Consider the following 24,925-nt stretch of genomic DNA (forward strand, 5'->3'; position numbering starts at 1 on the left):
CGCGAATCAGCGACCCAGAATCGTCCGAACAAGTTTGAATCCCTGACCGATCGTCACGGTCGGCAGGTACGCCCGTCCGACCGCGTTCCCGATGCTCGGCAACGCGGCTGGATCGGCGAAGGTCATGTGCATCGGCACGTACCGAGGCTGGAACTTCGATTTGAAGGCCAACAGCGAACGAAATCCGTACACCGGTTCCAGGGTGCGACCGAGTAGGTCGAGCACGCTGTCCATCATCGCCGAGAAAGTCGTGGCCTCCGGTTCGTTCGCATTCCTCTCGGAGTCACCGGCGATTGTTGCCAACGGTGCACCGGACAGACTGAGGAACTCGACGCCCTCCTCCTCCAATTTCAGTGCAGCGGAGGCGATGAGGAACTCCATCGCGGGACGGAATCCTTCGGAGCGTCGCCTCATGAAGTCGAGTGTCCACCCGACGACTTTGCCGTCGCGGTACACCGGTAGCCACGACGTGACACCGTGCACGGTGCGATCCTCGTCGACGGCGATCAGGCACCGCACTTGTTCGTCGTCGACCTCGTCGAGTCCGCCGAGGGTGAATCCCATCTCGGGCATCCCCTTGTCCGCCACCCATTCCTCCGAGATCGCAACTATCTGATCCTTGATCGCGAGAGGTGCATGAGGGAAGGAAATCCACTCGGCCGTGATCCCGGACTTCTTCGCCCGGTTCAGTGCTGTTCGCACATCCTGGAACCGCTTTCCTGTGAACGCGACCTGTCCGAGGTCGAGCACGGTTTCCTCGGCGACCTGCAGGCCGCTCCAGCCCATGGAATCAGTGATGCTTCGGGCGTCGTCGGTCACTGAATAGAAGCAGGGAATCCAACCGTTCGACGACGCGAACTCGGCAAACTCCTCGATCGCCGTGCGCATGCGATCTGGAGGACCGACCGGATCACCGGTTGTGAGAGCAACACCGGCGATGACGCGATACGCGACGTAACTCGAACCGTCCGCGCTGAACCAGTATGTGTTTCCCTTCCACGTCGTCATCCAGGACAACGGGCTGCCGGTACCGGCGATCAACATGGATCGCGCTCGTTCGGCGGCTTTGGGATCGGCGGTCTTGACCGGCTTGAGGAAACTCACGAACACCAACACGGCGGCGACGCCCCAGAACACGACGCCGGTCCACTCGAAGAGCAACGTCGACTCGATGTCCACGGGAAGCAGACGCGGATCGATCAACTGCAGGTACACGGGCGGTACAAGGCGCTGAGGGAAGTCCGCGAGCAACATCGTTACGGTTGGCTCGCGATCGAACCCGTGCCTGGCGAGCATTCCGCCGCCGACGTAGATCACGGCGAGGACCGCGAGCAAGGTCACGATCGCAGCACCGAGACGTCGGTATGTCTTGGCCGGGGCCGCGACGTCGAAGTATCGACGTGTCGCGATCAGCAGGATCAGTACGAAGAGCGGTGTCAGGAACGGCACCAGAGTTCGGTACACGTTCGGATCGCTGATTCCGTAGAACAAGCTGTCACTGTCGACGGCGTCGACGAACCTGATGACGAAGTTCCCGATCGAGAGGACGAGTAGGACTACCTGAGCACACACTGTCGCAATCCAGGCGAATCTGCGGCCACGACGGAGCCCGTCACTCAACACGAGAACGAAGATCGACGGCATCAGCGAGAGCAGAGTCGGGCCGATACCGGAGAGTCTGAGCTCGAGGAGTCCTCGTCGGCAGTCCGGATCCGACGAGGACTCCTCGCACAGTTCTCGAACCTCGGCGACAGTCCAGGGAACTCCGCGGAAGAGGTCACGGAGGACCGCGAGTGGGCCGACCGCCTGCGGGGACAATGCGGCGATCATCGGGCCGATCGCACTCGCCGCGACGACGATGGCGACCAGGACGCGACCCTCTCGCTGTGTCCCGGCGATGCGCTCACCGCGCGCCGATCGTCCGACGATCCACTGACCGATCACCAAACCCACCACAGCGGCAAAGAATCGGATGACGTCTTGCAGCTGACCACTGAACAAGGCCAAAGTGATCGTCAACGCCAAAGTTCCGACGCGAATGCGACGGCGCCACAGGGTGCCCATGTTCGAGCTGGCGGCCATCGCAGCGCCGACGATCCATGCACTGGCTCCGACCGCGGAGCCCACGTGGAGGCGGAATCCCCAACTGGAATCGAACACCTTCGCAAACGACGCCCAGCCGAGCCCGAGCAGGACTCCCAGGATTTGAGTGCTTGCGCCGGCGATCGCAAGCTTGATCGTTCCCATTCGGCGTTCGAGGGGTGCGGCGACTGCGATCAGGAGCACGGTCGCGCCGAGGTACCCGAGCAGGTTTCCTGCCCACAGCACGGACGTGAGCGGCGTCCAGATGCGGCCGTGCTGGATCGAGCCCATTCCGGCACCGATCGTGTGCTCGAGATCGCGGGACGGTCCGTGAACGAGGCTGCCGGTTGCGGCACCCACGATCCACATGGTGAGAAGTAGAACGACCGTCAACGGTGCGTCGCGAATGCCGAAACGGATGATGCCGGCAGCTTTCTGCGTGACTACCCGCGCCCGTGATGTCGATTCTTCGGTGCCCGGCGAACTGTCGATCGTCATCTACGTGCGGCTACTTTCTGCGGATCGACTGTTTGGCTTGCAATTATCGGGCATCGTCATTGTCGGGACTTTCGTCGTCTCACACCACCGTAACCGTCACGCAGATCACTATGGCCAATACCACACCCCCACCGAGGTGGTTACTACTACCAGTAGTACGTATTTCGTCGTGGAAGTCCGTAGAATCGAAGAATGGCAGGTCTAGGTGAACTCGAACGCGCGGTGATGGATCATTTGTGGTCCACATCGGAACCGCAAACTGTGCGACAGGTGCATGAAGCACTCGCGACGCATCGCGAATTGGCGTACACGACGGTGATGACCGTTCTGCAGCGCCTGGCGAAGAAGCATCTGGTGATTCAGCAGCGTGACGATCGCGCACATCGCTATCTTCCCGTCAACAAGCGCGAAGAACTGGTCGCGAGTCTGATGGTCGACGCGCTGGCCCAGGCTCCGGAGTCCGGCGGTCGCGCTGCGGCGCTCGTCCACTTCGTGGGACAGGTCAATGCTGACGAAGCCGATGCTCTCCGCGAAGCGCTCGCTGCCCTCGAGGTGCGCGAGTCCGCGAAAAAGGCTGCGCAGCCCGGAATTTCTAGGCCGAACTGATTTCGTCGTGCATGATGTGTAGGACATGAACGCCACTACTGCACTGGTTTTCGGACTGCTTGCCTTGTTGCTGGCCGGTCCGGTTCCCGCACTCCTGAGCCGCTCCACGTGGGCGTACCGCGCTCCACGCGCGGCGTTGGTCCTGTGGCAAGCCGTCGCAATTGCTGCGGTGTTGTCGGCATTCAGCTCGGGCCTGGCCATTGCCAGCCAGCTGCTCGTTCCCGGCGCTGACGGTAGGCCGACGACGGCCCCGACCGCCGAAATCGATGCACTCGGGCTCCCACTGTGGATTCTGTACGTGGTTGTTTTTGCCCTGACGCTCCTGATCGGCGCGAAGCTGATCTTCTCGATCATCCAGGTCGCTGTGCGAACCCGACGTCGCCGTGCACGTCACCGCGTGTTGGTGGACCTTCTCGACGACTGCGCCATGCCCGCGTCGGTGGAACGCACACCCGATCTGCGGGTACTGGACGTCGACGAACCGATCGCATACTGCCTGCCAGGTCTGCGTCAACGCGTGGTTCTCAGTCAAGGCACTCTGCAGAACCTCGATCATGCCGAGGTCAAAGCCATCCTGACGCACGAGCGTTCCCACCTGCGAGCTCGTCACGATCTGGTCCTCGAGGCTTTCACTGCCGTCAACCACGCGTTCCCCCGTTTCGTTCGTAGCAAGTCGGCCCTGGGATCGGTGCAGCTACTGGTGGAGTTGCTCGCCGACGATTCAGCCGTGCGGGCTACCGGTCCCACTCCCCTCGCGCGGGCGCTTGTCGCGTGTGCCGGATCGACGGCACCCCGCGGGGCAATGGCAGCGGGCGGGCCGTCGACGCTCATCCGAGTGCAACGCCTCTCGGCCGACGACGCAGATCCCCGCATCGCAGTTTTTGCGTATCTCGGGGCGGTCGCGATTCTCGTTGTTCCCACGGTTGCGGTGGCTGTGCCCTGGCTCACCGAACTTCGACTGCTTTTCAACGCATACTGAGTCTTGACCTGCGTAACCCCGTGTAGTAGTGCAGGTCACAGGCGGGGCTACCTGACTTCGGTGTCCCCGGTGGCGTAGAGTGGATCACGGCCACCATCGTGGTCCGTCAACATATAACGGCACACAGCCCAATTCCCCGCAGTATGCGTTCGGATTGCCAGGTGACATGTGCCCTGGCTCGTCCCTTTGCGAACTGTGTCGTGTATTTCAGCATGGCTTCTTCCGCTCCGCGACGTGCCCGTAGTCCGGAGAGGTTTCCGCGTGACCAACGCTGTCCAAATGTCGTCTTCCGAGAACATCGAAGACCCCACCGTCAACACCCCCGCCGCCGAAGAAGCAGTCGCCACCGAGCCGGGTATCACCTTCGCCGAGATCGGCCTGCCCGAGCAACTTGTTGCCGCATTGGCGCGCAACTCCATCACCGTCCCGTCCCCCATCCAGGCGCAGTCCATCCCGGACGCGCTCGCCGGAACCAACGTTCTCGGCCGCGCACAGACCGGATCGGGCAAGACCCTCGCCTTCGGCCTGCCGATGCTGACCCGCCTCTCACGCCACGAAGATCGCCCGGCCGCCAAGCGTCCCCGCGCACTCGTGCTCGTCCCCACCCGTGAGCTTGCTTTCCAGGTGGTCGACTCCCTCAACTCCTACGCCGGAGCACTCGGACTCACGGTTCGCCCCGCTGTCGGTGGAACGCCGTTCGCCAAGCAGGTCGATCAGCTTCGCCGCGGCGTAGACGTCCTCGTCGCAACGCCGGGTCGTCTCGGCGACCACCTGCGTCAGGGCACCTGCATCCTCGACTCGGTGGAAATCACCGCACTCGACGAAGCCGATCAGATGGCGGACATGGGCTTCCTGCCCGAGGTTCGCTCGATCCTCGGTGAGACCCCCGCAGACGGACAGCGTCTGCTGTTCTCGGCAACCCTCGACCGTGAGGTCCAGTCGCTGGTTCGTCAGTTCCTGGCCAACCACGTCACCCACTCCACCGAAGACGGCCGCGCAAGCGTCGACACGATGGAGCACTACGTTCTCCTCGTCGATCGTGGACAGAAGGATTCAGTCCTCGCCGAGATCGGTGCCCGCGACGGACGCACCATCATGTTCGCCCGCACCAAGCTCGGTTGCGAGGGAATCACCGACCGCCTCCGCGCAGTCGGCATCGCTGCCGAGTCGCTTCACGGCGGCAAGGCACAGAACCAGCGCACCCGCGTCCTCGAGCGTTTCAAGAACGGCCGCACCCCGGTCCTCGTCGCAACGGACGTCGCAGCACGCGGAATCCACGTCGACGGCATCGACCTCGTCGTTCACGTCGATCCCCCGGCCGACCACAAGGACTACCTGCACCGCGCTGGTCGTACCGCTCGCGCCGGCGAGAAGGGCACCGTTGTCGCCATCGTGCTGCCGAACCAGAAGCGTCAGTTCAAGCGTCTGACCGGTATGGCCGGCGTCAATGCCGCAGCCGTTGCCGTCACCCCGGGTTCTGCTGAACTTGCTCGCATCACCGGCGCCAAGAAGCCGACCGGAGAACCGTTGCGCGAGAGCTCTTCTCGTGGCGAGCGTTCCTTCGGTGATCGTGGTGGAAGCCGTGGCGGCTACCAGGGCAACCGCTCGTCCGGTGGATACCAGGGCAACCGTTCTTCGGGTGGCTACCAGGGCAACCGCGACGGCGAGAGCCGCGGCGGATACCAGGGTGATCGCTCCAGTGGTGGTTACCAGGGCAACCGCGACAGCCGCCCCTCGACCGGCTACCAAGGAAACCGCTCTTCCGGTGGCTACCAGGGCAACCGCGACGGCGAGAGCCGCGGCGGATACCAGGGCAACCGCTCTTCCGGTGGATACCAGGGTGATCGCTCCAGCGGTGGTTACCAGGGCAACCGTGACAGCCGTCCGTCCTACGGAGACCGCGACAGCCGCCCGTCGACGGGTTACCAGGGCAACCGCTCTTCGGGCGGATACCAGGGAAGCCGTGACGGCGAGAGCCGCGGCGGATACCAGGGCAACCGTTCGTCCGGTGGTGGATACCAGGGCAGCCGTGACAACAACCGCTCGTACGGCGATCGCGACAGCCGCCCCTCGACCGGTTACCAGGGCAACCGCTCTTCCGGTGGCTACCAGGGCAACCGCGACGGCGGCGACAACCGTGCAGCCTCGACCAGCGGTGGCGGCTTCCGCAGCCGCACCGACCGTCGTAGCTATGACGGATTCGACGGCCCGAAGCGCGATCAGCGGTAATACCTGCGCTGAGCTGCGGCTCGACAACTGAACACTGAGAACCTTCCGGCTGTGCCGGAAGCTGTATCGAGACGGATGCAGGTCACTGCAATTAAAGTGATCTGCATCCGTGTTTTGTATGCACGGTCTGATGTTCACGCGCGTCGCGGCCGCACCGTTTTCGGCTGCGCACAGCGCAGGATTTCACAGCCGCGGACCGAGAGGGAAAGCTGTAAGCATGTCAACCACTAGCACCGAATCACCCCGAGCTCAGATCGGCGTCACCGGCCTGGCCGTCATGGGTTCGAATATTGCCCGCAATTTCGCCCGCCACGGTCACACCGTTGCCCTGCACAACCGCAGCATCGCGAAGACCGATGCCCTGATCGCCGAGCATGGTTCCGAGGGCGATTTCGTGCGCACCGAGACCGTCGAGGAGTTTGTTGCCGCACTTCAGAAGCCGCGACGCGTCCTGATCATGGTCAAGGCCGGCGCCCCGACCGATGCTGTCATCGAAGAGCTCGCAAACGCCATGGAGCCCGGCGACATCATCATCGACGGTGGCAACTCGCTCTACACCGACACGATCCGTCGTGAAGCGGCGATCCGCGCCCGCGGACTGCACTTCGTCGGCGCCGGTATCTCCGGTGGCGAAGAAGGCGCACTCAACGGTCCGTCGATCATGCCGGGCGGCCCGAAGGAGTCCTACGAGGCTCTCGGCCCGCTTCTCGAGTCCATCTCCGCTCACGTCGACGGCACCCCGTGCTGCACGCACATCGGCCCCGACGGCAGCGGTCACTTCGTCAAGATGGTGCACAACGGCATCGAGTACGCCGACATGCAGCTCATCGGCGAGGCGTACAACCTCTTCCGCGACGCTCTGGGCTACGACGCCGGTCAGGTTGCCGACGTCTTCACCGAGTGGAACAAGGGCACCCTCGAGTCCTACCTGATCGAGATCACCGCCGAGGTGCTCCGCCAGGTCGACGCCGAGACCGGCAAGCCTTTGGTCGACGTCATCGTCGACGCTGCCGAGCAGAAGGGCACGGGCCGCTGGACGGTCAAGTCCGCTCTGGATCTGGGCGTGCCGGTCACCGGTATCGCCGAAGCCGTGTTTGCTCGCGCACTGTCCGGTAGCCGCAATCAGCGCGCTGCAGCTCAGGCGCAGGGTCTGGCTGCCGGCTCTCTCGGCGACAAGCCTGCTGACGCCGAGCAGTTCGCCGCCGACATCCAGGCCGCGCTGTACGCGTCGAAGATCGTGGCGTACGCGCAGGGCTTCGATCAGATCGCTGCCGGCAGCGCCGAGTACGACTGGAACCTCAAGCCTGCCGACCTGGCGACGATCTGGCGCGGTGGCTGCATCATCCGTGCGCAGTTCCTCAACCGCATCAAGGACGCGTTCGACGCGGATCCGAGCCTGCCGAGCTTGATTCTGGCGCCGTACTTCCGCGAGGCCATCGAGGCAGGCATCGACAGCTGGCGCCGCGTGGTCGCCACCGCGACGATGCTCGGCATTCCGGTACCTGCGTTCGCGTCCTCGCTGTCGTACTACGACGGTCTCCGCGCGGAGCGTCTGCCGGCCGCCCTGACTCAGGGTCAGCGCGACTTCTTCGGCGCGCACACCTACGAGCGCATCGACAAGCCGGGCAAGTTCCACACACTGTGGAGCGGTGACCGCAGCGAAATCGAGGCCTGATTCACAGCGGGTATCGGTAGATGCGGTCATCTGCGTCTACCGATACCCGGTAGCCTGGACAAATGCAGGAATCGACGATCGACTCGCCCACCTCGACCGAAGGGCGTTCGTTCGTCGACCTCGGAATCCCCGCCGTGATGGTGCACGCGTTGCGCCGAAGCGGCATCGATGCCCCCTTCCCCATTCAGTCGGCAACCATCCCCGATGTTCTTGCCGGTCGGGATGTACTCGGGCGCGGTGCGACGGGTTCCGGAAAGACTCTGGCCTTCGGGCTTCCGATGCTGGTGCGCCTCAAGGGTGGGGCGAGCAAGCGGAATCGTCCGCGCGGTTTGGTGCTCGCTCCCACCCGTGAGCTGGCGATCCAGATCCACAAGGCACTCGACGACGCCGCTACCGAGATCGGTTTGCGTGTGGCAAATGCGGTCGGGGGCGTTCCGATCAAGCGTCAGGCCGACATCCTTGCCCGCGGCGTCGATCTGCTGATTGCGACCCCCGGGCGCCTACTCGACCTACTCGACCAGAAGTCGGTGATTCTCGACGACGTCGTGATCACGACCATCGACGAAGCCGACCACATGGCAGACATGGGTTTCATCGACGAGGTTGCGAAGATTCTCGACACGACTCCGAAAGACGGTCAGCGTCTTCTCTTTTCGGCGACACTCGACGGCAAGGTCGACGATCTGGTCGCGGGTTACCTGCGCAATCCGGCGTCGCACTCGACTGCTCCCCCGGTTGCGACCGTCTCGACCATGGAGCATCACCTGCTTTTCGTCGACCGCGACGACAAGAGATCCGTTGTCGCACATATCGCTTCGCGCGCGGGGCGGACCATCATGTTCGTCAAGACCAAGCACGGTGTGGATCGTCTTGCGCAGCAACTGCATTTGATCGGCGTCTCGGCCGGGGCTCTGCACGGCGGCAAGACGCAGAACAATCGGACCAAGACCCTCGCGTCGTTCTCCGACGGGACAACACCGGTCCTGGTCGCCACCGATGTCGCCGCGCGCGGAATCCATGTCGACGACGTGACGCTCGTCGTTCACGTCGATCCCCCGGCCGAGGCGAAGGACTACCTGCACCGGGCCGGCCGGACGGCACGCGCCGGGGAATCAGGCGTCGTCGTCACCATCGTCACCGACGAAGAACGTGATTCGGTCGAGAAGTTGACCAAGCAGGCAGGCATCAAGGTTCACGGTGTGCGGGTTCGTCCTGACGATCTTGAACTCACGCGCATCACCGGTGCGATGGAGCCGACGGGAATTCCGGTCGAGGCTCCCGATACGACGGTTGCCGTCAAGCACACCGCCAAGCGTGGCCGTCAGGAACACGACACTGCAGGCCGGACCGCTGCCGGAGGCCGGATGAAGAAGGACGGCGAGAAGCGCGCCGCCTCCTCGCGGCGCGTCACCGATCCGAAGAGTGTGAAGAAGATCCGTGCGGACGGCACTCCGGTCCCGACCCGTTCGGAGCGTCTGGCGTCCAAGGGCTTGACCCCGCGTCGCGGCGCACCCGGCGCAGGAAAGCCGTCTGCCGGAAATCGGGCGGGCAAGCGCGCACACTGAGGGAATGGGTGATCTTCCACTGATCTCGGTTCTCTGCGCACTTCTCGCTGCACTGCTCTTCGCGTGCGCTTCGGTCGCTCAGCAACGGGCGGCGTCCGCGGTTCCCGAGGGCGAGGCGTTGGTGGCGTCGTTGATTCGCAGTCCTCGGTGGTGGGCCGGGCTGATCGGTGACGGCGGCGGGTACGTCATGCAGGCCGTTGCACTGTCGTTGGGTTCGGTGTTGGTGGTGCAGCCGCTGATCGTGACCTCGTTGCTGTTCGCGCTGCCTCTCTCGGCCAAATTCTCGGGAATCCGCATCACCCGTTCCGCGTGGTCACTGGCGATCATGCTCGCGATTTCCTTGGCGATCTTCCTCGTCGTCGGCGATCCCACCGAGGGAGACAGCAATGCTCCATGGTCGGATTGGGCTGTGCCCCTGACGATTACGGTCGCAGTGGCCGTGGCCGCAACTGTCGGCGGCTTGTCCAAACTCGACGGCGGCTGGCGCGCACTGCTTCTCGGCTCTGCGGCAGGCATCTTCTACGGCGTCGCCGTCGCATTCACCAAGTACGTCACCGACCTACTCGGCCACGGCGTCATCGGGGTGATTTCGGCATGGCAGACGTGGGCGCTGATCGCCTCGGGCGCAATCGGGGTCTACCTGCAACAGCGCGCGTTCCAGGTCGGGCCGCTGTCGGCGTCGCTACCCGCCCTGACGATCGGCGAGCCGATCGCGGCCATCTTCCTGGGGATGACAGTGCTCGACGAACGCCTCCGCGTCGACGGTCCCGGAATTGCTCTCATCGGGTGCGCCGTCGCCGTCATGATCATGACCACGATCGCCCTCTCCCGCTCACAAGCGCGCGATACCGAGGGCGCTACGGCGGAATCGACGGTAGGCTCGTGAAACGTGCAGTTCCTCGAAGGGCAACGCCCCCCATACGACCTGACCTACGACGACGTCTTCCTCGTCCCTAACCGGACCGAGGTCACCTCTCGGTTCGACGTCGATCTCAATTCTTCCGACGGATCCGGAACGACCATTCCCGTCGTGGTCGCCAATATGACCGCAGTCGCCGGCCGCCGCATGGCGGAGACTGTCGCCCGCCGCGGCGGACTGGTCATCATTCCGCAGGACGTCCCCACCGACGCTGTCGCCGAGACCGTGGCGTTCGTCAAGAGCCGCCACCTCGTCGCCGATACGCCGGTCACGCTGAGTCCGGACGACGCCGTCTCCGATGCGCTGGCGCTGCTTCCCAAGCGCGCTCACGGCGCGGTCGTGGTGGTCGAGGACGGTAAGCCTCTCGGTGTCGTCACCGAGGCTGCCTGCGCGGATGTCGATCGGTTCACTCGCCTCCGTACCGTCGCGATCACCGACTTCGTCACGGCCCCGGTCACCGCCACACCGCGTGAGGTCTTCGAACTGCTCGAAACCAAGCACGATCCGCTGGCGGTCATCGTCAACGAAGACGGGACTCTTGCCGGCGTCCTCACCCGCACCGGCGCGATCCGTGCTGGCATCTACGACCCCGCAGTCGACGAGCGCGGCGCACTCCGGGTCGCTGCGGCGGTCGGTGTGAACGGTGACGTGGGCGCCAAGGCCAAGGCACTCGTCGACGCCGGTGCCGACGTGATCGTCGTGGACACGGCTCACGGTCACCAGCAGAGAATGATCGATGCGCTCACCACCCTCAAGGCGCTCGATCTCGGCGTCCCGTTGGTTGCAGGCAACGTGGTCTCCGCACAGGGAACCCGTGATCTGATCGCCGCAGGCGCGGACATCGTCAAGGTCGGCGTCGGACCCGGAGCCATGTGCACGACTCGCATGATGACCGGCGTCGGACGCCCGCAGTTCTCGGCCGTCGCGGAATGTGCTGCAGCGGCACGTGAGCTCGGCAAGCACGTCTGGGCCGACGGCGGCGTTCGACACCCCCGCGACGTTGCACTCGCCCTCGCGGCGGGCGCGTCGAACGTCATGATCGGCTCGTGGTTCGCCGGCACGTACGAGTCCCCCGGCGATCTCAAAGTCGATCAGGCGGGCAACGCGTACAAGGAGAGCTTCGGTATGGCCTCCAAGCGCGCTGTTGCCGCTCGCACGGCCACCGAAACGGCTTTCGATCGCGCTCGTAAGGGATTGTTCGAGGAAGGCATCTCCAGTTCGCGGATGCGTCTCGATCCCGAGCGCCCCGGAGTCGAGGACCTGATCGATCAGATCTGTTCCGGCGTGCGCAGTACCTGCACGTACGCGGGTGCGCGCTCTCTCGAGGAGCTGCACGAGAAGGCCGTTCTGGGCGTGCAGTCCGCCGCCGGATTTGCCGAAGGACGGCCGCTTCCGTCTGGTTGGTGAACCACGTTCTGTGACTGTCGGCGGGTGCTCGGGTCCCTACTCCCGGGCACCCGCCGGTATCATTGGATCCGTAAACAGAAAACAAAACTCGGTCGGGTGCCCTTCGGCGACCCGACCGAGCCCGCTACAGCCGAGAACTACTCGGCTCTGACGAAAGGAACCCGGTGCCCGAGGCACCCACACACTTACCCGGCGCTACACCCGTCGTTTTATCCGAGGAATCTTCTGATTCCGCCGGTTCGGAGGGCTCCTCTAGCGAGCCGGGAGACAAACCCGGCGGCCCCCGTGCACATCTCAGGTGGCGATGACACATGGACATCGTTTTCACCATTCTCAGCCTGGTCGGCTTCATCGCGCTGACTGCAGGCACCGCCCTCTTCGTGGCGGCCGAATTCTCACTGACCGCGCTCGAACGCAGCACCGTCGACGAAGCTGCTCGTGGCGGCGACCGACGCTCGCGGCAGGTTCAACACGCGCACAAGACTCTTTCGTTCCAGCTCTCCGGCGCTCAGCTGGGCATCACGATCACAACCCTGATCACCGGTTACCTGGCCGAGCCGGTCCTGGCACGGTTCATCACACCGGTCACGAAGGCCGTCGGGCTCAGTGAATCCGCTGCCTCGACAACGTCTTTGATCCTGGCGCTCGTGATCGCGACCTCGTTCTCCATGATCTTCGGTGAGCTCGTACCGAAGAACCTCGCAATCTCCAAGCCGATGCCCACCGCCCGCGCGACTGCGGGCCTGCAAGCAGGGTTCTCGCTGATCTTCCGGTGGGCCATCAACGGCCTCAACGGAACCGCCAACTGGATCGTGCGACGCCTGGGCATCGAACCCGCGGAGGAATTGCGCTCCGCGCGATCACCGCAGGAACTCGGGTCCCTCGTGCGGACGTCCGCGCAGCGCGGCTCCATCGACAAGGGCACGGCGATGCTCGTCGACCGTTCACTGCAGTTCGGTGACCGCACGGCAGAAGAGCTGATGACTCCGCGAGTGAAGATCGAATCGCTGGAACTCTCGGACACCGTCGCAGACCTGATCGTGACGGCGTCGCGGACCGGCTATTCGCGCTTCCCGGTCGTTCGCGGCGATCTCGACGACACGGTCGGCGTCGTACACATAAAGCACGCGTTCACCGTTCCGGCCGAGCGCAGGCGCACGACGCGCGTCGACAGTCTGGCTCAACGTGTTCCCGTCGTGCCGTCGAGCCTGGACGGAGACACCGTCATGGAGCGGATCCGCTCCGACGGCATGCAGGTTGCGCTCGTCGTCGACGAGTACGGCGGAACTGCCGGCATCGTCACGATGGAAGACCTCATCGAGGAAATCGTCGGCGATGTGCGCGACGAACACGACGAACCCGAACTCGACGTACAGCGCGTCGGCGACGGATGGTCGTGCTCCGGTCTCCTGCGCATCGACGAGGTCACTTCGGCTACCGGGTACACCGCTCCCGAAGGCGACTACGACACGCTCGGCGGCTTGGTGCTCACCGAACTGGGCCGCATCCCCGACGAGGGTGACGAGGTGGAATTGCCCGACGTCGACTCGTCCGGTGATTCGCGCGGAAAGTGGATTGCACGAGTGACCGGCATGGACGGCCGCCGTATCGACCGGGTGACCATCACGCCGGTCCCCGCTTACGTCGAACCCGAATCCGCAGACGACAGCAAGAAGGAGTCCGACGATGAATAACCTCTTCGGTGTACTCCTCACCGTCGTGCTGCTCGCCGGCAATGCATTCTTCGTCGGTGCGGAGTTCGCACTGATCTCCGCACGACGTGACCGCCTCGAAGCACTGGTCGCGCAAGGCAAGAAGCGGGCGCTCACAGTCATCAAGGCCGGTGAGAACCTCTCGCTCATGCTTGCGGCGGCTCAGCTGGGCATCACGATCTGCTCGATCCTCCTCGGTAAGGTCGCCGAGCCCGCCATTGCGCACCTCCTCGAGGTGCCGATGGAAGCCGTCGGCCTGCCCGACGGATTGCTGCACCCGATCTCGTTTGCCATCGCGCTGTCGCTCGTCGTAGTGCTGCACATCCTGCTCGGCGAGATGGTGCCCAAGAACATCGCGTTGGCCGGCCCCGAGAAGACGGCCATGCTGCTCGTTCCCGTGCATCTGGCGTTCATCAAGATCGCTCGCCCGATCATCGCGTTCTACAACCTGTGCGCGAACGGAGTGCTCAAGCTCCTGCGCGTCGAACCCAAGGACGAACTCGACGTCACGGTCTCGGCGGTGGAGTTGTCCGCGATGATCGGTGAATCGCGATCCGAAGGTCTGATCGACGCCGAAGAACACCGGCGGTTGAAGCAGGCACTCGAATCGACCGATCGGACCGTCTCCGAGGTCCTGATCACTCTCGACAAGGTGCGGACCATTCCCCTCACACCGTCGGGAACAACACTGGGTGAGATCGAGCGTGCGGTCATCGAGACCGGATACTCGCGTTACCCGGTGCGAGCGAGCGACGGATCGCTGGCTGGGTACGTGCACCTCAAGGACGTGCTCGACGAGGTGCTCGACGAGGCCGCTGGACCGGACACCGTCGTTCCGACGTCGGATATCCGGCCGCTGCCCATCGTTCCGCTCAGCACACCGCTGGCCGAAGCGTTGGCCGGCCTTCGTCGGGCCAGCTCGCACCTCGGCGCTGTCACGGACGCTGACGGAGTGGTGATCGGTATCGTCGCGCTCGAGGATCTCCTCGAGGAGTACGTCGGAACGGTCCGCGATGGCACGCATCGCGGCACGGATGCTGTTCCCGGACAAAGAAACAGCTGATCGATGACACGTTCGGTGCATTCACTCGCACTCGCGCAGAGCGAGTGGACGGCTCGGCGGGCACTTCACCTCGAGGAGGTGGAGAAGCTCGTCGAGCCGCACCGAGCGCGTCGTAGCGCCGGTATCTCTCACCCGGTGCACGACTTCCTCTTCACGTACTACAACTTCAAACCCGCCCAACTGCGCCGCTGGCACCCCGGGTACGGAGTCGCGCTCGAGAACGCCGCCGAATACGCAGCCTTCTCCGGCTACCGCGTCGACGGGTCGGGTACCGCGACGGTCGAGGCCTCAGTGCTGGAGCGTCGGCGTCACACAGTCCAATTCGTGTGGAATCTGTTGAATCAGACGTCTGCGCGGCCCGCTGTGCTGGGTTGCTTCGGCCTCCACGAATGGGCGATGGTCTATCGCGGGGGCGAGGACGCAATCCGTCACCAGTCGGTGCCGCTGCGACTCGGGTTCGCCGGTACCGACGCGGTCGTCGAATCCCTGCCACTCAAATGCACGCACTACGACGCGTTCCGGTTCTTCACACCGGACGCGGCCCCCAAGAACTCGCTCCCGCTTGCACGCGAAACTCAGATCGATCACGAACAGCCGGGCTGCCTGCACGCCGGTATGGATCTGTACAAGTGGAGTTTCAAGTTGTTGCCACTCGTCGATTCCGACCTGGTGATGCGGTGCTTCGAACACGCGCTCCTGGCCCGTGAACTCGACATGCGCGCGAGCCCATACGACCTTGCCGAGTACGGGTACTCCCCCATTCGTATCGAAACTCCCGCGGGCCGCGCCGAATACGTGCGTCAGCAACAACAGTTGGCGGATCGTGCTGCGCCGCTCCGCGATACGCTGGCAGAGAAGTGCCGGGAGCTTCTCGGCCACTGAACTGCCGAAAGGCGTCGCATGGATCACGGGTACGGGTTCTATCTCGACGAATACCAGCGTGACGTCGGGGTGCACACCGACGACCGACGCGGGCACATCGAATGCCCGGACTCGGCGGGTTTCCTTGCGGCGCACTTGCCGGTGTTCGACCTCGCTGCGGGCTCGGTAGCGGCGTTCGCCTCGGCGATTCATCGGTCAACCGGCCCGGGCGACGGACACTGGACCCTCGATCCCGAGCGCATCGCCGCGTCCTTCTCGAGCGATCGACTGTTCCGGATCGGCGGCGAGCCGATCAACGGGTTCTCCGAGCACTCGGGGTTCTTTGCCGCCCGCGACGGTTGGGTCCGCACGCACGGCAACTATCCGCACCATCGCGACCGCCTGCTCGCCGTCCTCGAGCTCGATCACGGATCACCCAAAGATGCAGTGGCGCAACGGATATCCGAACTCAGCACCATCGAGATCGAGCAGCAGGCCGCCGAGATCGGAGCCATCGCGGTCCGTGTTCGTACCGAGACCGAGTGGCGCCTGAGTGAGCAGTGCGCAGCTGCGAGGTCTGCGCCTCTGGTATCCATCCGAGCACGCGACGAGGGAAAACCCCGCACGCATCCGACGCGCCCACGCGTTCTCGACCTGACCCGCGTCATCGCCGGTCCGGTCGCGACGCGCGCCCTGGCGTTGGTCGGCGCTGACGTTCTGCGGATCGATCCCCCGGCGATCCCCGAGATCGGATGGCAGCACCTCGACAGTGGACAGGGCAAGCGGTCGGCGCTTCTCGACCTGAAGTCCTCGGCGGGAGCGACAGCGTTCCGAGAACTCCTCGAAACCGCAGACGTACTGGTCACCGGCTACCGGCCGGGTGCACTCGAAGCGCTCATCGGGCAGGATCTTCCCGCCCACCTGATTCACGGGCGCGTCAGCGCATGGGGATGGGAAGGTCCGTGGGCGAATCGCCGTGGCTTCGACAGCATCGTGCAGGCCGCGTCCGGCATTTCGTTCCTCGAGGGTGGTGAGAACCCTGGCGCACTTCCGGCGCAGGCACTCGACCACTCGACCGGATACTTCCTGGCAGCGGGGATCCTCGACGCGTTGACACTGCGCTCGCACGACGGCCGTGGCCGCGACGTCGACGTGTCGCTGGCAAGCACAGGCGCTCGTCTTCTCGACGCACCCGGCCGAACCGCCCATCCTGGTCTGCCGACGGCTCCCGGCCTGAATGTTGTTGTCAACCATGCCGACGTGACCACCGCACGACCCGCGCTGGCAGAGTTCGAGGACTACCCCGAACCAGCCCATCCGTGGGGATCGGATCGCGCGGAGTGGGCACACTGAGGGACCGGCACATTCAGGGCAAGATGGACCTGTGAAGTCACATACCTACACACTCGACCTTCAGTGGACGGGCGATCTGGGAACCGGAACGTCCAGCACGCAGGGATATTCGCGCAATCATGCAATATCCGCGGTCGGAAAGCCGGAACTTCTCGGCAGCTCCGATCCCTCGTTCCGCGGTGACGCGCAGCGATGGAACCCCGAGGAACTGCTCGTTGCCTCCCTCGCCCAGTGCCACATGCTCTGGTACCTCGGGCTGGCAGCTGCCGCTGGGGTCGTCGTTCTCGACTACAGCGATCAGCCGGTCGGCAGCATGATCGAGGAATCCGATGGCGGCGGCCAGTTCATCGAAGTGACGTTGAATCCGACGGTGTTGGTCGCGGAGGCGTCGATGGTCGAGAAGGCCCAGGAGCTTCACGGCCCCGCACACACGAAGTGCTTCATCGCTCGGTCGGTGAACTTCCCCGTCCTGCATTCCCCGACGATCCTGGTGGCCACCGATGAGTGACATGCACAAGCTCATCGTCGACGTCGACACCGGTATCGACGACTCGTTGGCGCTTCTCTATCTCCTTGCCAGCCCCGAAGCCGAGATACTGGGGATTGCGAGCACCGCCGGCAACGTTCCGGTGGAACAGGTCGCGGCCAACAACTTGAACTGGCTTGCGCTCTGCGGCGCCCCGGACATCGAGGTTGCACTCGGCGCCCGCGAGCCATTGGTCATACCGTTGCGCACCACCGAGGAGACTCACGGTCCGCAAGGAATCGGCCATGCGGTCCTCCCCGATTCGGGTCGCAAGCGCTCGGTCCGAACCGCCACCGACCTCTGGGTGGATCTCGTCCGGGAGTACCCCGGACAACTCACCGGGCTGGTGACGGGGCCGCTCACCAACCTGGCCTTGGCGATCAGACGTGAACCCGATCTGCCGTCTCTGCTGAAGCGACTGGTAGTGATGGGTGGGTCGTTCAACTATCCGGGCAACACGACGCCGACCGCGGAGTGGAACGTCTCGGTGGATCCGCACGCCGCCAAGGAGGTGTTCGACGCGTTCTCCGTCGTACCCGCGCACCGGCGCCCGATCATCTGCGGCCTCAACGTCACCGAATCCATCGAGATGTTCCCCGAACATGTGCGTCGGCTCGCCGAAGCTGCCGGGAGCACCCCGGAAGAGATCATCTCGCCTGACGACGGTCCCGACGTCCGCAGTTCCGCGTCCAACAGCGTGATCAGGCATATGTCCGACGCAATCCGGTTCTACATGGAATTCCATCGTGAATACGACCAGGGATTTCTTGCTCACATGCATGATCCCTTCGCTGCTGCCGTCGCGCTCGATCCGAGCCTGGCGACGCTGAAACCGGCAACGGTAGATGTCGAAACCGAGAGTCCACTGCTGATCGGAACGACGGTCGCGGACTGGGTCGGGCACTGGCAGCGTGAGCCCAACGCGGATATCGCGGTCAGAACCGATCCGGCGGAATTCTTCGATCGACTTGTCCACCGAGTGGGAAATTACGCCCGCGTCGTGGGTTGACCGAGCCGGTCACCGGCTATGCTCGCATGGACAGAACACCAACGAACGAGAACAAAGGACCTGACGTGCAGATTTCCAGCCACGATGCCTCCCCGGCATTTGCGCTCGGATTGATGGCGTTCTGGCCCACTCGTCGTAGCGCATGCTTCGATCAGGCGTGTTGCTGAGCGGCGATTCTCGCTGCCTGCACCCCTGACTTTGTCGCTTCTTCGCTCGGAGTCTGTCTTCTCATGTTCAACCTTCTTTTGTTCACCCTTGTCGGCGTCGGCGCCCAGCTCGTCGACGGCGCCCTCGGTATGGCCTTCGGTGTCACCGCAACCACTCTGTTGATGATCGGTGGCCTCGGTCCGGCTCAGGCCAGCGCCGCTGTTCACCTGGCCGAGGTCGGCACCACCCTCGCTTCGGGTGTGTCGCATTGGAAGTTCAAGAACATCGACTGGAAGCTCGTCGCCAAGCTCGGTGTGCCCGGCGCAGTCGGTGCATTCATCGGCGCAACTGTGCTCTCGGGTCTGTCCACCGAAGCGGCAGTCCCCATCACGGCGACGATCCTGCTGGCCATCGGTATCTATGTGGCACTACGCTTTTCGGTCCGCCCACCGGCCGTCGCGGACGCTCGTACCACCCCGCACACTGCACGTTTCCTGTCCCCACTCGGCCTGTTCGGTGGTTTCATCGATGCATCCGGCGGTGGTGGTTGGGGTCCGATCACCACCAGCACGCTGCTCTCACGAGGAAAGACCGCGCCGCGCACCGTGATCGGCTCGGTCAGCGCCTCGGAGTTTCTGGTCGCGTCAGCCGCGTCGCTGGGATTCCTTGTCGGATTGGGACGTGAGTCGGCGGGAAACCTCCTCGTTGTCGCCGGTCTCGCGCTCGGCGGTGTCATCGCAGCTCCGTTCGCGGCGTGGCTGGTCAGCCGCGTACCTGCAACCTTGCTCGGAACGGCGGTGGGCGGCGTCATCGTGTTGACCAACGCACAGAAGCTGTTCAAATCCTTCGACATCACCGGGGCGGTCACAGTGGCCGGTTACCTGACCATTCTCGGCGCGTGGGCAGCGCTGCTGTTCTACGCGTGGAAGCGGTCCACGCTCACCCCGGCCGAGGCAGAAGGCGATTTCACGGGAGTCGAACTCGCTGTCGAGACCGAACTCACCGAGCCTGCAGTCAAACGCGAACGATAGCTCGTCACAGAAGAAATCCCGGGTATCCGCGCTCGGATACCCGGGATTTCGTTCTTTCCGCGCTAGTTGCTTCCGTCGAACGCGTCGAGAATTCGCCCCGCCGCCAACGCTGCCGTCAGCGAACCGTCACGCACGCTCTGCTCGACGTCGGCCCGGATCGCACGCACCCGATCGTTGCTCGAGAGCCTGCGTAGCAGCTGATCGTTGACCATCGTCCAGGTCCAATCGACCTGTTGCTTGCGACGCTTCTCCTCGAACTGTCCCGCTTCGGTGAGCACCTCACGGTGTTTGGTGACAGTTCCCCAGAACTCGTCCAGCCCGACACCTTCGAGACCGCTCATCGTGATGACGGGCGGCTTCCAGATGGCGTCGTGCGGGTAGATCAGGCGAAGCGCACCCGCCAATTCGCGGGCAGCGCCCTTTGCCTCGCGCTCATGCTTGCCATCGGCCTTGTTGACCGCCACCAGATCTGCGAGCTCGAGGACACCCTTCTTGATGCCCTGGAGCTGATCACCGGTACGAGCGAGGGTCAGGAACGTGAAGCAGTCCACCATGTTGGCAACAGTGACTTCGGACTGGCCGACACCCACCGTTTCCACCAGGATGACGTCGAAACCGGCAGCTTCGAGAAGCACGATGGTCTCGCGGGTTGCCTTGGCAACACCACCGAGCGTGCCGGACGTCGGTGACGGCCGGATGTACGCATTCGGTTCGACGGTGAGCCGAGCCATGCGTGTCTTGTCGCCGAGAATCGAGCCGCCGGTGCGGGTGGACGACGGATCGACCGCCAACACCGCAACCCGATGTCCCTTGCCCAGCAAGTACATTCCGAGCGCGTCGATGAAGGTCGACTTGCCGACGCCGGGAACGCCGGTGATGCCGATCCGGTGCGCTCCCCCGGCCTCCGGCAGCAACTTCAGTAGAAGTTGCTGCGCGAGGGCCCGGTGGTCGTCGCGGGTGGACTCGACGAGGGTGATCGCCCGAGCGAGGCCGGCACGCTGATTTCCGCGCACCGCCTCGGCGAGGGAATCAATGTCGATGGGCTGACGTGCCATCTTCAGTGACCCCCTTCTCAGCTGTTGTCGTGACCCAGTTGGGCGGAGAGCTTCTCCAACAATCCGCTGGCAGCATCAGCGATGACGGTGCCGGGCGGGAAGATGGCAGCAGCGCCGGCCTCGTAGAGTTCGTCGAAGTCACCGGGCGGAATGACGCCGCCGACGACGATCATGATGTCGGGACGACCGGCCGCAGCCAAAGCCTCCCGCAGCGCCGGCACCAAGGTGAGGTGACCGGCTGCCAACGACGACACACCGACTACGTGGACGTCGTTGTCGGCCGCCTGATTGGCGACCTCTTCGGGGGTCTGGAACAGCGGTCCGACGTCGACGTCGAATCCGATGTCCGCGAAGGCGGTGGAGATGACCTTCTGGCCACGGTCGTGACCGTCCTGGCCCATCTTCGCGACGAGGATGCGGGGACGACGTCCCTCGTCCTCGGCGAACTTCTCGACCAGTTCCATCGCCTTGCTGATGTTGCTCACCGTTCCTGCCTCGTCGCGGTACACACCACTGATGGTGCGGATCTCGGCCTGGTGGCGTCCGTACACCTTTTCGAGGGCGTCGGAAATCTCGCCGACGGTAGCCATCGCGCGGGCGGCGACGACAGCGAGGGCGAGGAGGTTGTTCTCCATGCCGCCTTCGGTGGATGCGGCAGCGCGAGTGAGGTTCGCCAGTGCGGCCTCGACGGCTTCCGGATCACGTTCCGCGCGAAGGCGAACCAACTTCTCGAGCTGTTCCTTGCGGACCTTGGAGTTCTCGACCTTGAGAACTTCGATGGTGTCGACCTCGTCGGGAACGTACTTGTTGACGCCGACGAGCGGCTGCCGACCGGAGTCGATGCGTGCCTGGGTGCGGGCGGCAGCTTCCTCGATGCGCAGCTTCGGGATGCCTTCGTTGATGGCCTGAGCCATTCCGCCGGCTTCCTCGACCTCTTCGATGTGCTTACGAGCCCGGTTGGCGAGTTCGTTGGTGAGCCACTCGACGTAGTACGAGCCACCCCACGGGTCGATGGGACGCACTGTGCCGGATTCCTGCTGCAGCAGCAACTGGGTGTTACGGGCGATGCGGGCGGAGAAGTCCGTCGGCAATGCGATCGCTTCGTCGAGTGCGTTGGTGTGCAAGGACTGGGTGTGGCCCTGGGTGGCAGCCATGGCTTCGACGCAGGTACGCGGCACGTTGTTGAAGACGTCCTGCGCGGTCAGGGACCAGCCGGAGGTCTGCGAGTGGGTACGCAGCGAGAGCGACTTCGCGCTCTTGGGGTCGAACTTGGCGACAAGCTCGGCCCACAGGAGGCGTCCGGCGCGGAGCTTGGCGACCTCCATGAAGAAGTTCATGCCGATGGCCCAGAAGAAGGACAGGCGAGGTGCGAACTTGTCGATGTCCATACCGGCGTCGAGGCCGGCGCGGATGTACTCGACGCCGTCGGCGAGGGTGTACGCCAGTTCCAGATCGGCCGTCGCTCCGGCTTCCTGGATGTGGTAGCCCGAGATGGAGATGGAGTTGTACTTCGGCATTTCCGCGCTGGAATACGCGAAGATGTCCGAGATGATCCGCATCGAGGGCTTCGGCGGATAGATGTAGGTGTTACGAACCATGAACTCTTTGAGGATGTCGTTCTGGATCGTTCCGGCCAGCTTGTCCGGAGTGACACCTTGCTCGCCTGCCGCAGCGACGTACAGCGCGAGAATCGGCAGCACGGCGCCGTTCATCGTCATCGAGACCGAGACCTGCGAGAGGTCGATTCCGTCGAAGAGCTGACGCATGTCGAGGATGGAATCGATTGCGACACCGGCCATTCCGACGTCACCGGCAACGCGAGGATGATCGGAGTCGTAGCCGCGGTGTGTGGCGAGGTCGAAGGCGACCGAGAGGCCCTTCTGACCGGCCGCGAGGTTACGACGGTAGAACGCATTCGACTCCGCGGCAGTGGAGAATCCGGCGTACTGGCGAATGGTCCACGGCTGGTTCACGTACATGGTCGGGTACGGACCACGCAGGAACGGCGCTGCGCCCGGGAAGCTGTCGAGCGGGTAACCCGACTCGGCGGCGGCCGTGCGGTCCGCACCGGTGTACACCGGCTTGACGTCGATGCCTTCCGGGGTGGACCAGACAACCTGCTCGGCGGCGTAGTTATTGGCGTTGGCGCCCTCTTCGATGAGCGCCTGGGCCTGCTCGACCGACGGCGGTGTGGGTGCCGGAGACTGCGGGTCCTCGAGTGGGACCTCGGCGAAACTGCCGATCACGTGCTTGACCTCTCGTGTCGTCACTTGGAGCTTCCCGTCTCGATGAAGTCGAGCAGTTCGGTCAGAGCCGACACTGCGTCGATGCGGGCGGTGAGGAATCCGTCCGGGCGAGAATCGCCGGTCGCGTCGGCGACTGCCTTCTCCGGTCCTGCGAGCAGCACCTTGCTGATGCCGGCGGCGCGAAGTTCGGCGACGGCCGCTGCGGCGCTCTCGCCGTAGCGCTTGTCCGTGCCGCACAGCACGGCGACGGTGGCACCGGAAGCCTTGACTGCAGCGGAGATGGCCTCGGCGCCCACCTCGAGCGGGCCGGGGTTGACTGCGTCGATACCACCCGAAGCGAGCAGGTTGGACGCAAACGTGGTGCGCACGTTGTGTTCTGCAACCGAGCCCAGCGGCGCGAGAAGCGCAGTGGGACGGGCGCCGCCGGCGGCGAGGAACGCGTCCGAACGGTCACGAAGCGCTTCGAATGCAGCTGCGTAGCGGGCGACGGACTGGCCGGGCTCGACGGCTTCGGCGGACAGCGGCGTTTCGCCGAGGTTCGGGAACTCGTTGACACCGGTGACCGTGGTCTTGCGGTGTGCGATGTCGGAGTCGCGCTTGGCCTTGGTAGCGGCGATGCGACCGGAGACGATTCCCGCTTCGAGTGCCGCCAGATATCCGCCGGCTGCTTCGATTTCCTGGAAGAACTCCCACGCGGTGGCGGCGATCTGCTGTGTCAGGTCCTCGACGTACCAAGACCCGGCCGACGGATCGAGGACACGGCCCAGGTGCGACTCCTCGAGCAGGAGCAGCTGTGTGTTGCGCGCGATGCGCGAGGAGAAGGACTTGCTGACACCGAGGGTGCCGTCGGCCAGGGCGACGTCGAACGGAAGAACAGTCACTGCATCTGCTCCGCCGACGCCGGCGCCGAATGCAGCGAGGGTCGTGCGCAGCATGTTCACCCAGGGATCACGCTGAGCCATCATCGCGGCGGAGGTGACTGCGTGCTGCGGCGCTCCACCGAAATCGGAAGCTCCGCAGACCTGGGCGATGCGTGCCCATACGAGACGTGCGGCGCGGAACTTCGCGATGGTCTGGAACTGATCGTCGGTTGCCGCGTAGCGGAAAGCCAACTGCGACAACGCAGCACCGATGGTCAGGCCGCTCTGGGCGGTGAGTGCACGGAGGTACTCGAGGCCGGCGGCGATTGCGGCTCCGAGTTCTTCGGCGTCGCCGGCACCCGCGTTGTGAAAGGCCGTGCCGTCCACGGTGATCGCGTGCACGGTTTCCGCACGAGCGGCGGCGAGGGCGGCCAACTCGACTGCGCCTGCAAATTCGACGTCGGCTGCGCCGGAGAACGAACTGGTCAGCGGTGCTGCACCGAGGTGAACTCGGATACTGCTGCGATCGCTGACACCGTCGCCGGCTTCGCTGCGTGCATCGAGGAGTGAGATGAGTGCTCGGGCTGCATCGTTTGTCGCTGCGCCTGCATCGAGCGTGAGCGGTGCGAGGTCGAGAAGCACGCCCTCGAGCGCAGCGGCGAGGTCGGTGACCGGAACGCCGTCGGCGCCCACCTTCAACCAGAGTGCGCTGACTCCGTTTTCGAGGGCGTCCAGGATGGCGCGATTGGTCTCGGCCGCCGAGGCGGTTCCGAATGCAGCGGAAACCAACCAACCGGCATTGACATCACGGTGAGCGTCGACGCCACGCACGTACGGAAACGTGCCCGGCAAGCTCTGCTCGGGACGCTCGTCGCGTGGGCTGTAGAGCGGTGCGACAGTGACACCGTCGTAGGTGACGGTTTCGAGCAGTTTCTGTGGCTCGGGGCCCAGTTCTGCCGCATCGACTCTGCGGGACTTGGCGAGCACACCGGCTACGGAGCGCTGCCACTCCGCGTACGCCTGCTCGACAGCCTCGGCTTCTGAAGCTAATGACACTGTGTCCGCTCCCTCTCATTTTTTGCGTGAGCGCTTTACCGATAAT

The 24,925-nt window shown here is 64.4% G+C and carries 18 protein-coding genes; 14 read left to right on the forward strand and 4 right to left on the reverse strand.

Going from position 1 to position 24,925, the window contains the following annotated elements:
* Nucleotides 1-6 precede the first annotated feature (6 nt).
* Nucleotides 7-2,580: a bifunctional lysylphosphatidylglycerol flippase/synthetase MprF gene (locus AC1Q61_RS17510; RefSeq protein WP_042450926.1), complete on the reverse strand. Its 2,574-nt coding sequence runs from the start codon at nucleotides 2,578-2,580 to the stop codon at nucleotides 7-9.
* 192 nt (nucleotides 2,581-2,772) lie between these two features.
* Between AC1Q61_RS17510 and AC1Q61_RS17515 the strand changes: the two genes are divergently transcribed.
* The 14 genes from AC1Q61_RS17515 to AC1Q61_RS17580 all read left to right on the forward strand — a co-directional run bounded on the left by AC1Q61_RS17515 (nucleotide 2,773) and on the right by AC1Q61_RS17580 (nucleotide 19,662).
* Entirely contained in the window at nucleotides 2,773-3,186 is a 414-nt protein-coding gene (locus tag AC1Q61_RS17515; RefSeq protein ID WP_003944876.1) for a BlaI/MecI/CopY family transcriptional regulator, read from the forward strand.
* Between the two features lie 25 nt (nucleotides 3,187-3,211).
* Nucleotides 3,212-4,165 (forward strand): M56 family metallopeptidase, encoded by a 954-nt coding sequence (locus AC1Q61_RS17520; protein ID WP_492650784.1) that lies wholly within the window; start codon nucleotides 3,212-3,214, stop codon nucleotides 4,163-4,165.
* Between the two features lie 261 nt (nucleotides 4,166-4,426).
* Complete coding sequence (locus AC1Q61_RS17525; RefSeq protein ID WP_050656951.1) at nucleotides 4,427-6,394, forward strand: DEAD/DEAH box helicase; 1,968 nt, start codon at nucleotides 4,427-4,429, stop codon at nucleotides 6,392-6,394.
* Nucleotides 6,395-6,611: 217 nt separating this feature from the next.
* Entirely contained in the window at nucleotides 6,612-8,069 is a 1,458-nt protein-coding gene (gene gnd, locus AC1Q61_RS17530; RefSeq protein WP_007730904.1) for an NADP-dependent phosphogluconate dehydrogenase, read from the forward strand.
* A 62-nt stretch (nucleotides 8,070-8,131) separates the two neighbouring features.
* Nucleotides 8,132-9,634 (forward strand): DEAD/DEAH box helicase, encoded by a 1,503-nt coding sequence (locus tag AC1Q61_RS17535; RefSeq protein WP_042919780.1) that lies wholly within the window; start codon nucleotides 8,132-8,134, stop codon nucleotides 9,632-9,634.
* A gap of 4 nt (nucleotides 9,635-9,638) precedes the next feature.
* Nucleotides 9,639-10,520, forward strand: a complete 882-nt coding sequence (locus AC1Q61_RS17540) for a DMT family transporter (RefSeq protein WP_042919783.1) — start codon at nucleotides 9,639-9,641, stop codon at nucleotides 10,518-10,520.
* A 3-nt stretch (nucleotides 10,521-10,523) separates the two neighbouring features.
* Nucleotides 10,524-11,960 (forward strand): GuaB1 family IMP dehydrogenase-related protein, encoded by a 1,437-nt coding sequence (locus AC1Q61_RS17545; protein ID WP_042919784.1) that lies wholly within the window; start codon nucleotides 10,524-10,526, stop codon nucleotides 11,958-11,960.
* A gap of 311 nt (nucleotides 11,961-12,271) precedes the next feature.
* Complete coding sequence (locus AC1Q61_RS17550) at nucleotides 12,272-13,654, forward strand: hemolysin family protein (RefSeq protein WP_003944847.1); 1,383 nt, start codon at nucleotides 12,272-12,274, stop codon at nucleotides 13,652-13,654.
* The gene (locus tag AC1Q61_RS17555; protein ID WP_003944826.1) at nucleotides 13,647-14,735 is read left to right on the forward strand and encodes a hemolysin family protein; all 1,089 of its coding nucleotides are present in this window, start codon (nucleotides 13,647-13,649) and stop codon (nucleotides 14,733-14,735) included. The genes AC1Q61_RS17550 and AC1Q61_RS17555 overlap by 8 nt, the downstream gene beginning before the upstream one ends.
* Before the next feature lie 3 nt (nucleotides 14,736-14,738).
* On the forward strand, nucleotides 14,739-15,617 hold the full coding sequence (locus AC1Q61_RS17560) for a hypothetical protein (RefSeq protein ID WP_042919785.1): 879 nt from the start codon (nucleotides 14,739-14,741) through the stop codon (nucleotides 15,615-15,617).
* An 18-nt stretch (nucleotides 15,618-15,635) separates the two neighbouring features.
* Nucleotides 15,636-16,949, forward strand: a complete 1,314-nt coding sequence (locus AC1Q61_RS17565; protein ID WP_042919788.1) for a CoA transferase — start codon at nucleotides 15,636-15,638, stop codon at nucleotides 16,947-16,949.
* A gap of 31 nt (nucleotides 16,950-16,980) precedes the next feature.
* Complete coding sequence (locus AC1Q61_RS17570; RefSeq protein WP_007727816.1) at nucleotides 16,981-17,457, forward strand: OsmC family protein; 477 nt, start codon at nucleotides 16,981-16,983, stop codon at nucleotides 17,455-17,457.
* A complete protein-coding gene (locus AC1Q61_RS17575; protein WP_003945017.1) occupies nucleotides 17,450-18,484 on the forward strand; it encodes a nucleoside hydrolase in 1,035 nt (344 codons plus the stop codon). Before AC1Q61_RS17570 ends, AC1Q61_RS17575 begins: the two co-directional genes overlap by 8 nt.
* 230 nt (nucleotides 18,485-18,714) lie before the next feature.
* Nucleotides 18,715-19,662, forward strand: a complete 948-nt coding sequence (locus tag AC1Q61_RS17580) for a sulfite exporter TauE/SafE family protein (protein WP_007727818.1) — start codon at nucleotides 18,715-18,717, stop codon at nucleotides 19,660-19,662.
* A gap of 62 nt (nucleotides 19,663-19,724) precedes the next feature.
* On the opposite strand, the gene meaB is transcribed toward AC1Q61_RS17580, so the two are convergent.
* Genes meaB through mutA form a run of 3 tightly spaced genes read right to left on the reverse strand, consistent with a single transcriptional unit; the run spans nucleotide 19,725 to nucleotide 24,879 of the window.
* Nucleotides 19,725-20,717 carry a methylmalonyl Co-A mutase-associated GTPase MeaB gene (gene meaB / locus AC1Q61_RS17585; RefSeq protein ID WP_003945003.1) on the reverse strand — a complete coding sequence of 331 codons (993 nt, stop codon included), beginning with the start codon at nucleotides 20,715-20,717 and terminating at the stop codon, nucleotides 19,725-19,727.
* A gap of 17 nt (nucleotides 20,718-20,734) precedes the next feature.
* Nucleotides 20,735-22,987, reverse strand: a complete 2,253-nt coding sequence (gene scpA, locus AC1Q61_RS17590) for a methylmalonyl-CoA mutase (RefSeq protein ID WP_003944912.1) — start codon at nucleotides 22,985-22,987, stop codon at nucleotides 20,735-20,737.
* A complete protein-coding gene (gene mutA, locus AC1Q61_RS17595) occupies nucleotides 22,984-24,879 on the reverse strand; it encodes a methylmalonyl-CoA mutase small subunit (RefSeq protein ID WP_215515906.1) in 1,896 nt (631 codons plus the stop codon). The genes scpA and mutA overlap by 4 nt, the downstream gene beginning before the upstream one ends.
* Nucleotides 24,880-24,925 lie beyond the last annotated feature (46 nt).

Source organism: Rhodococcus sp. MPR-R1B (assembly GCF_058793255.1).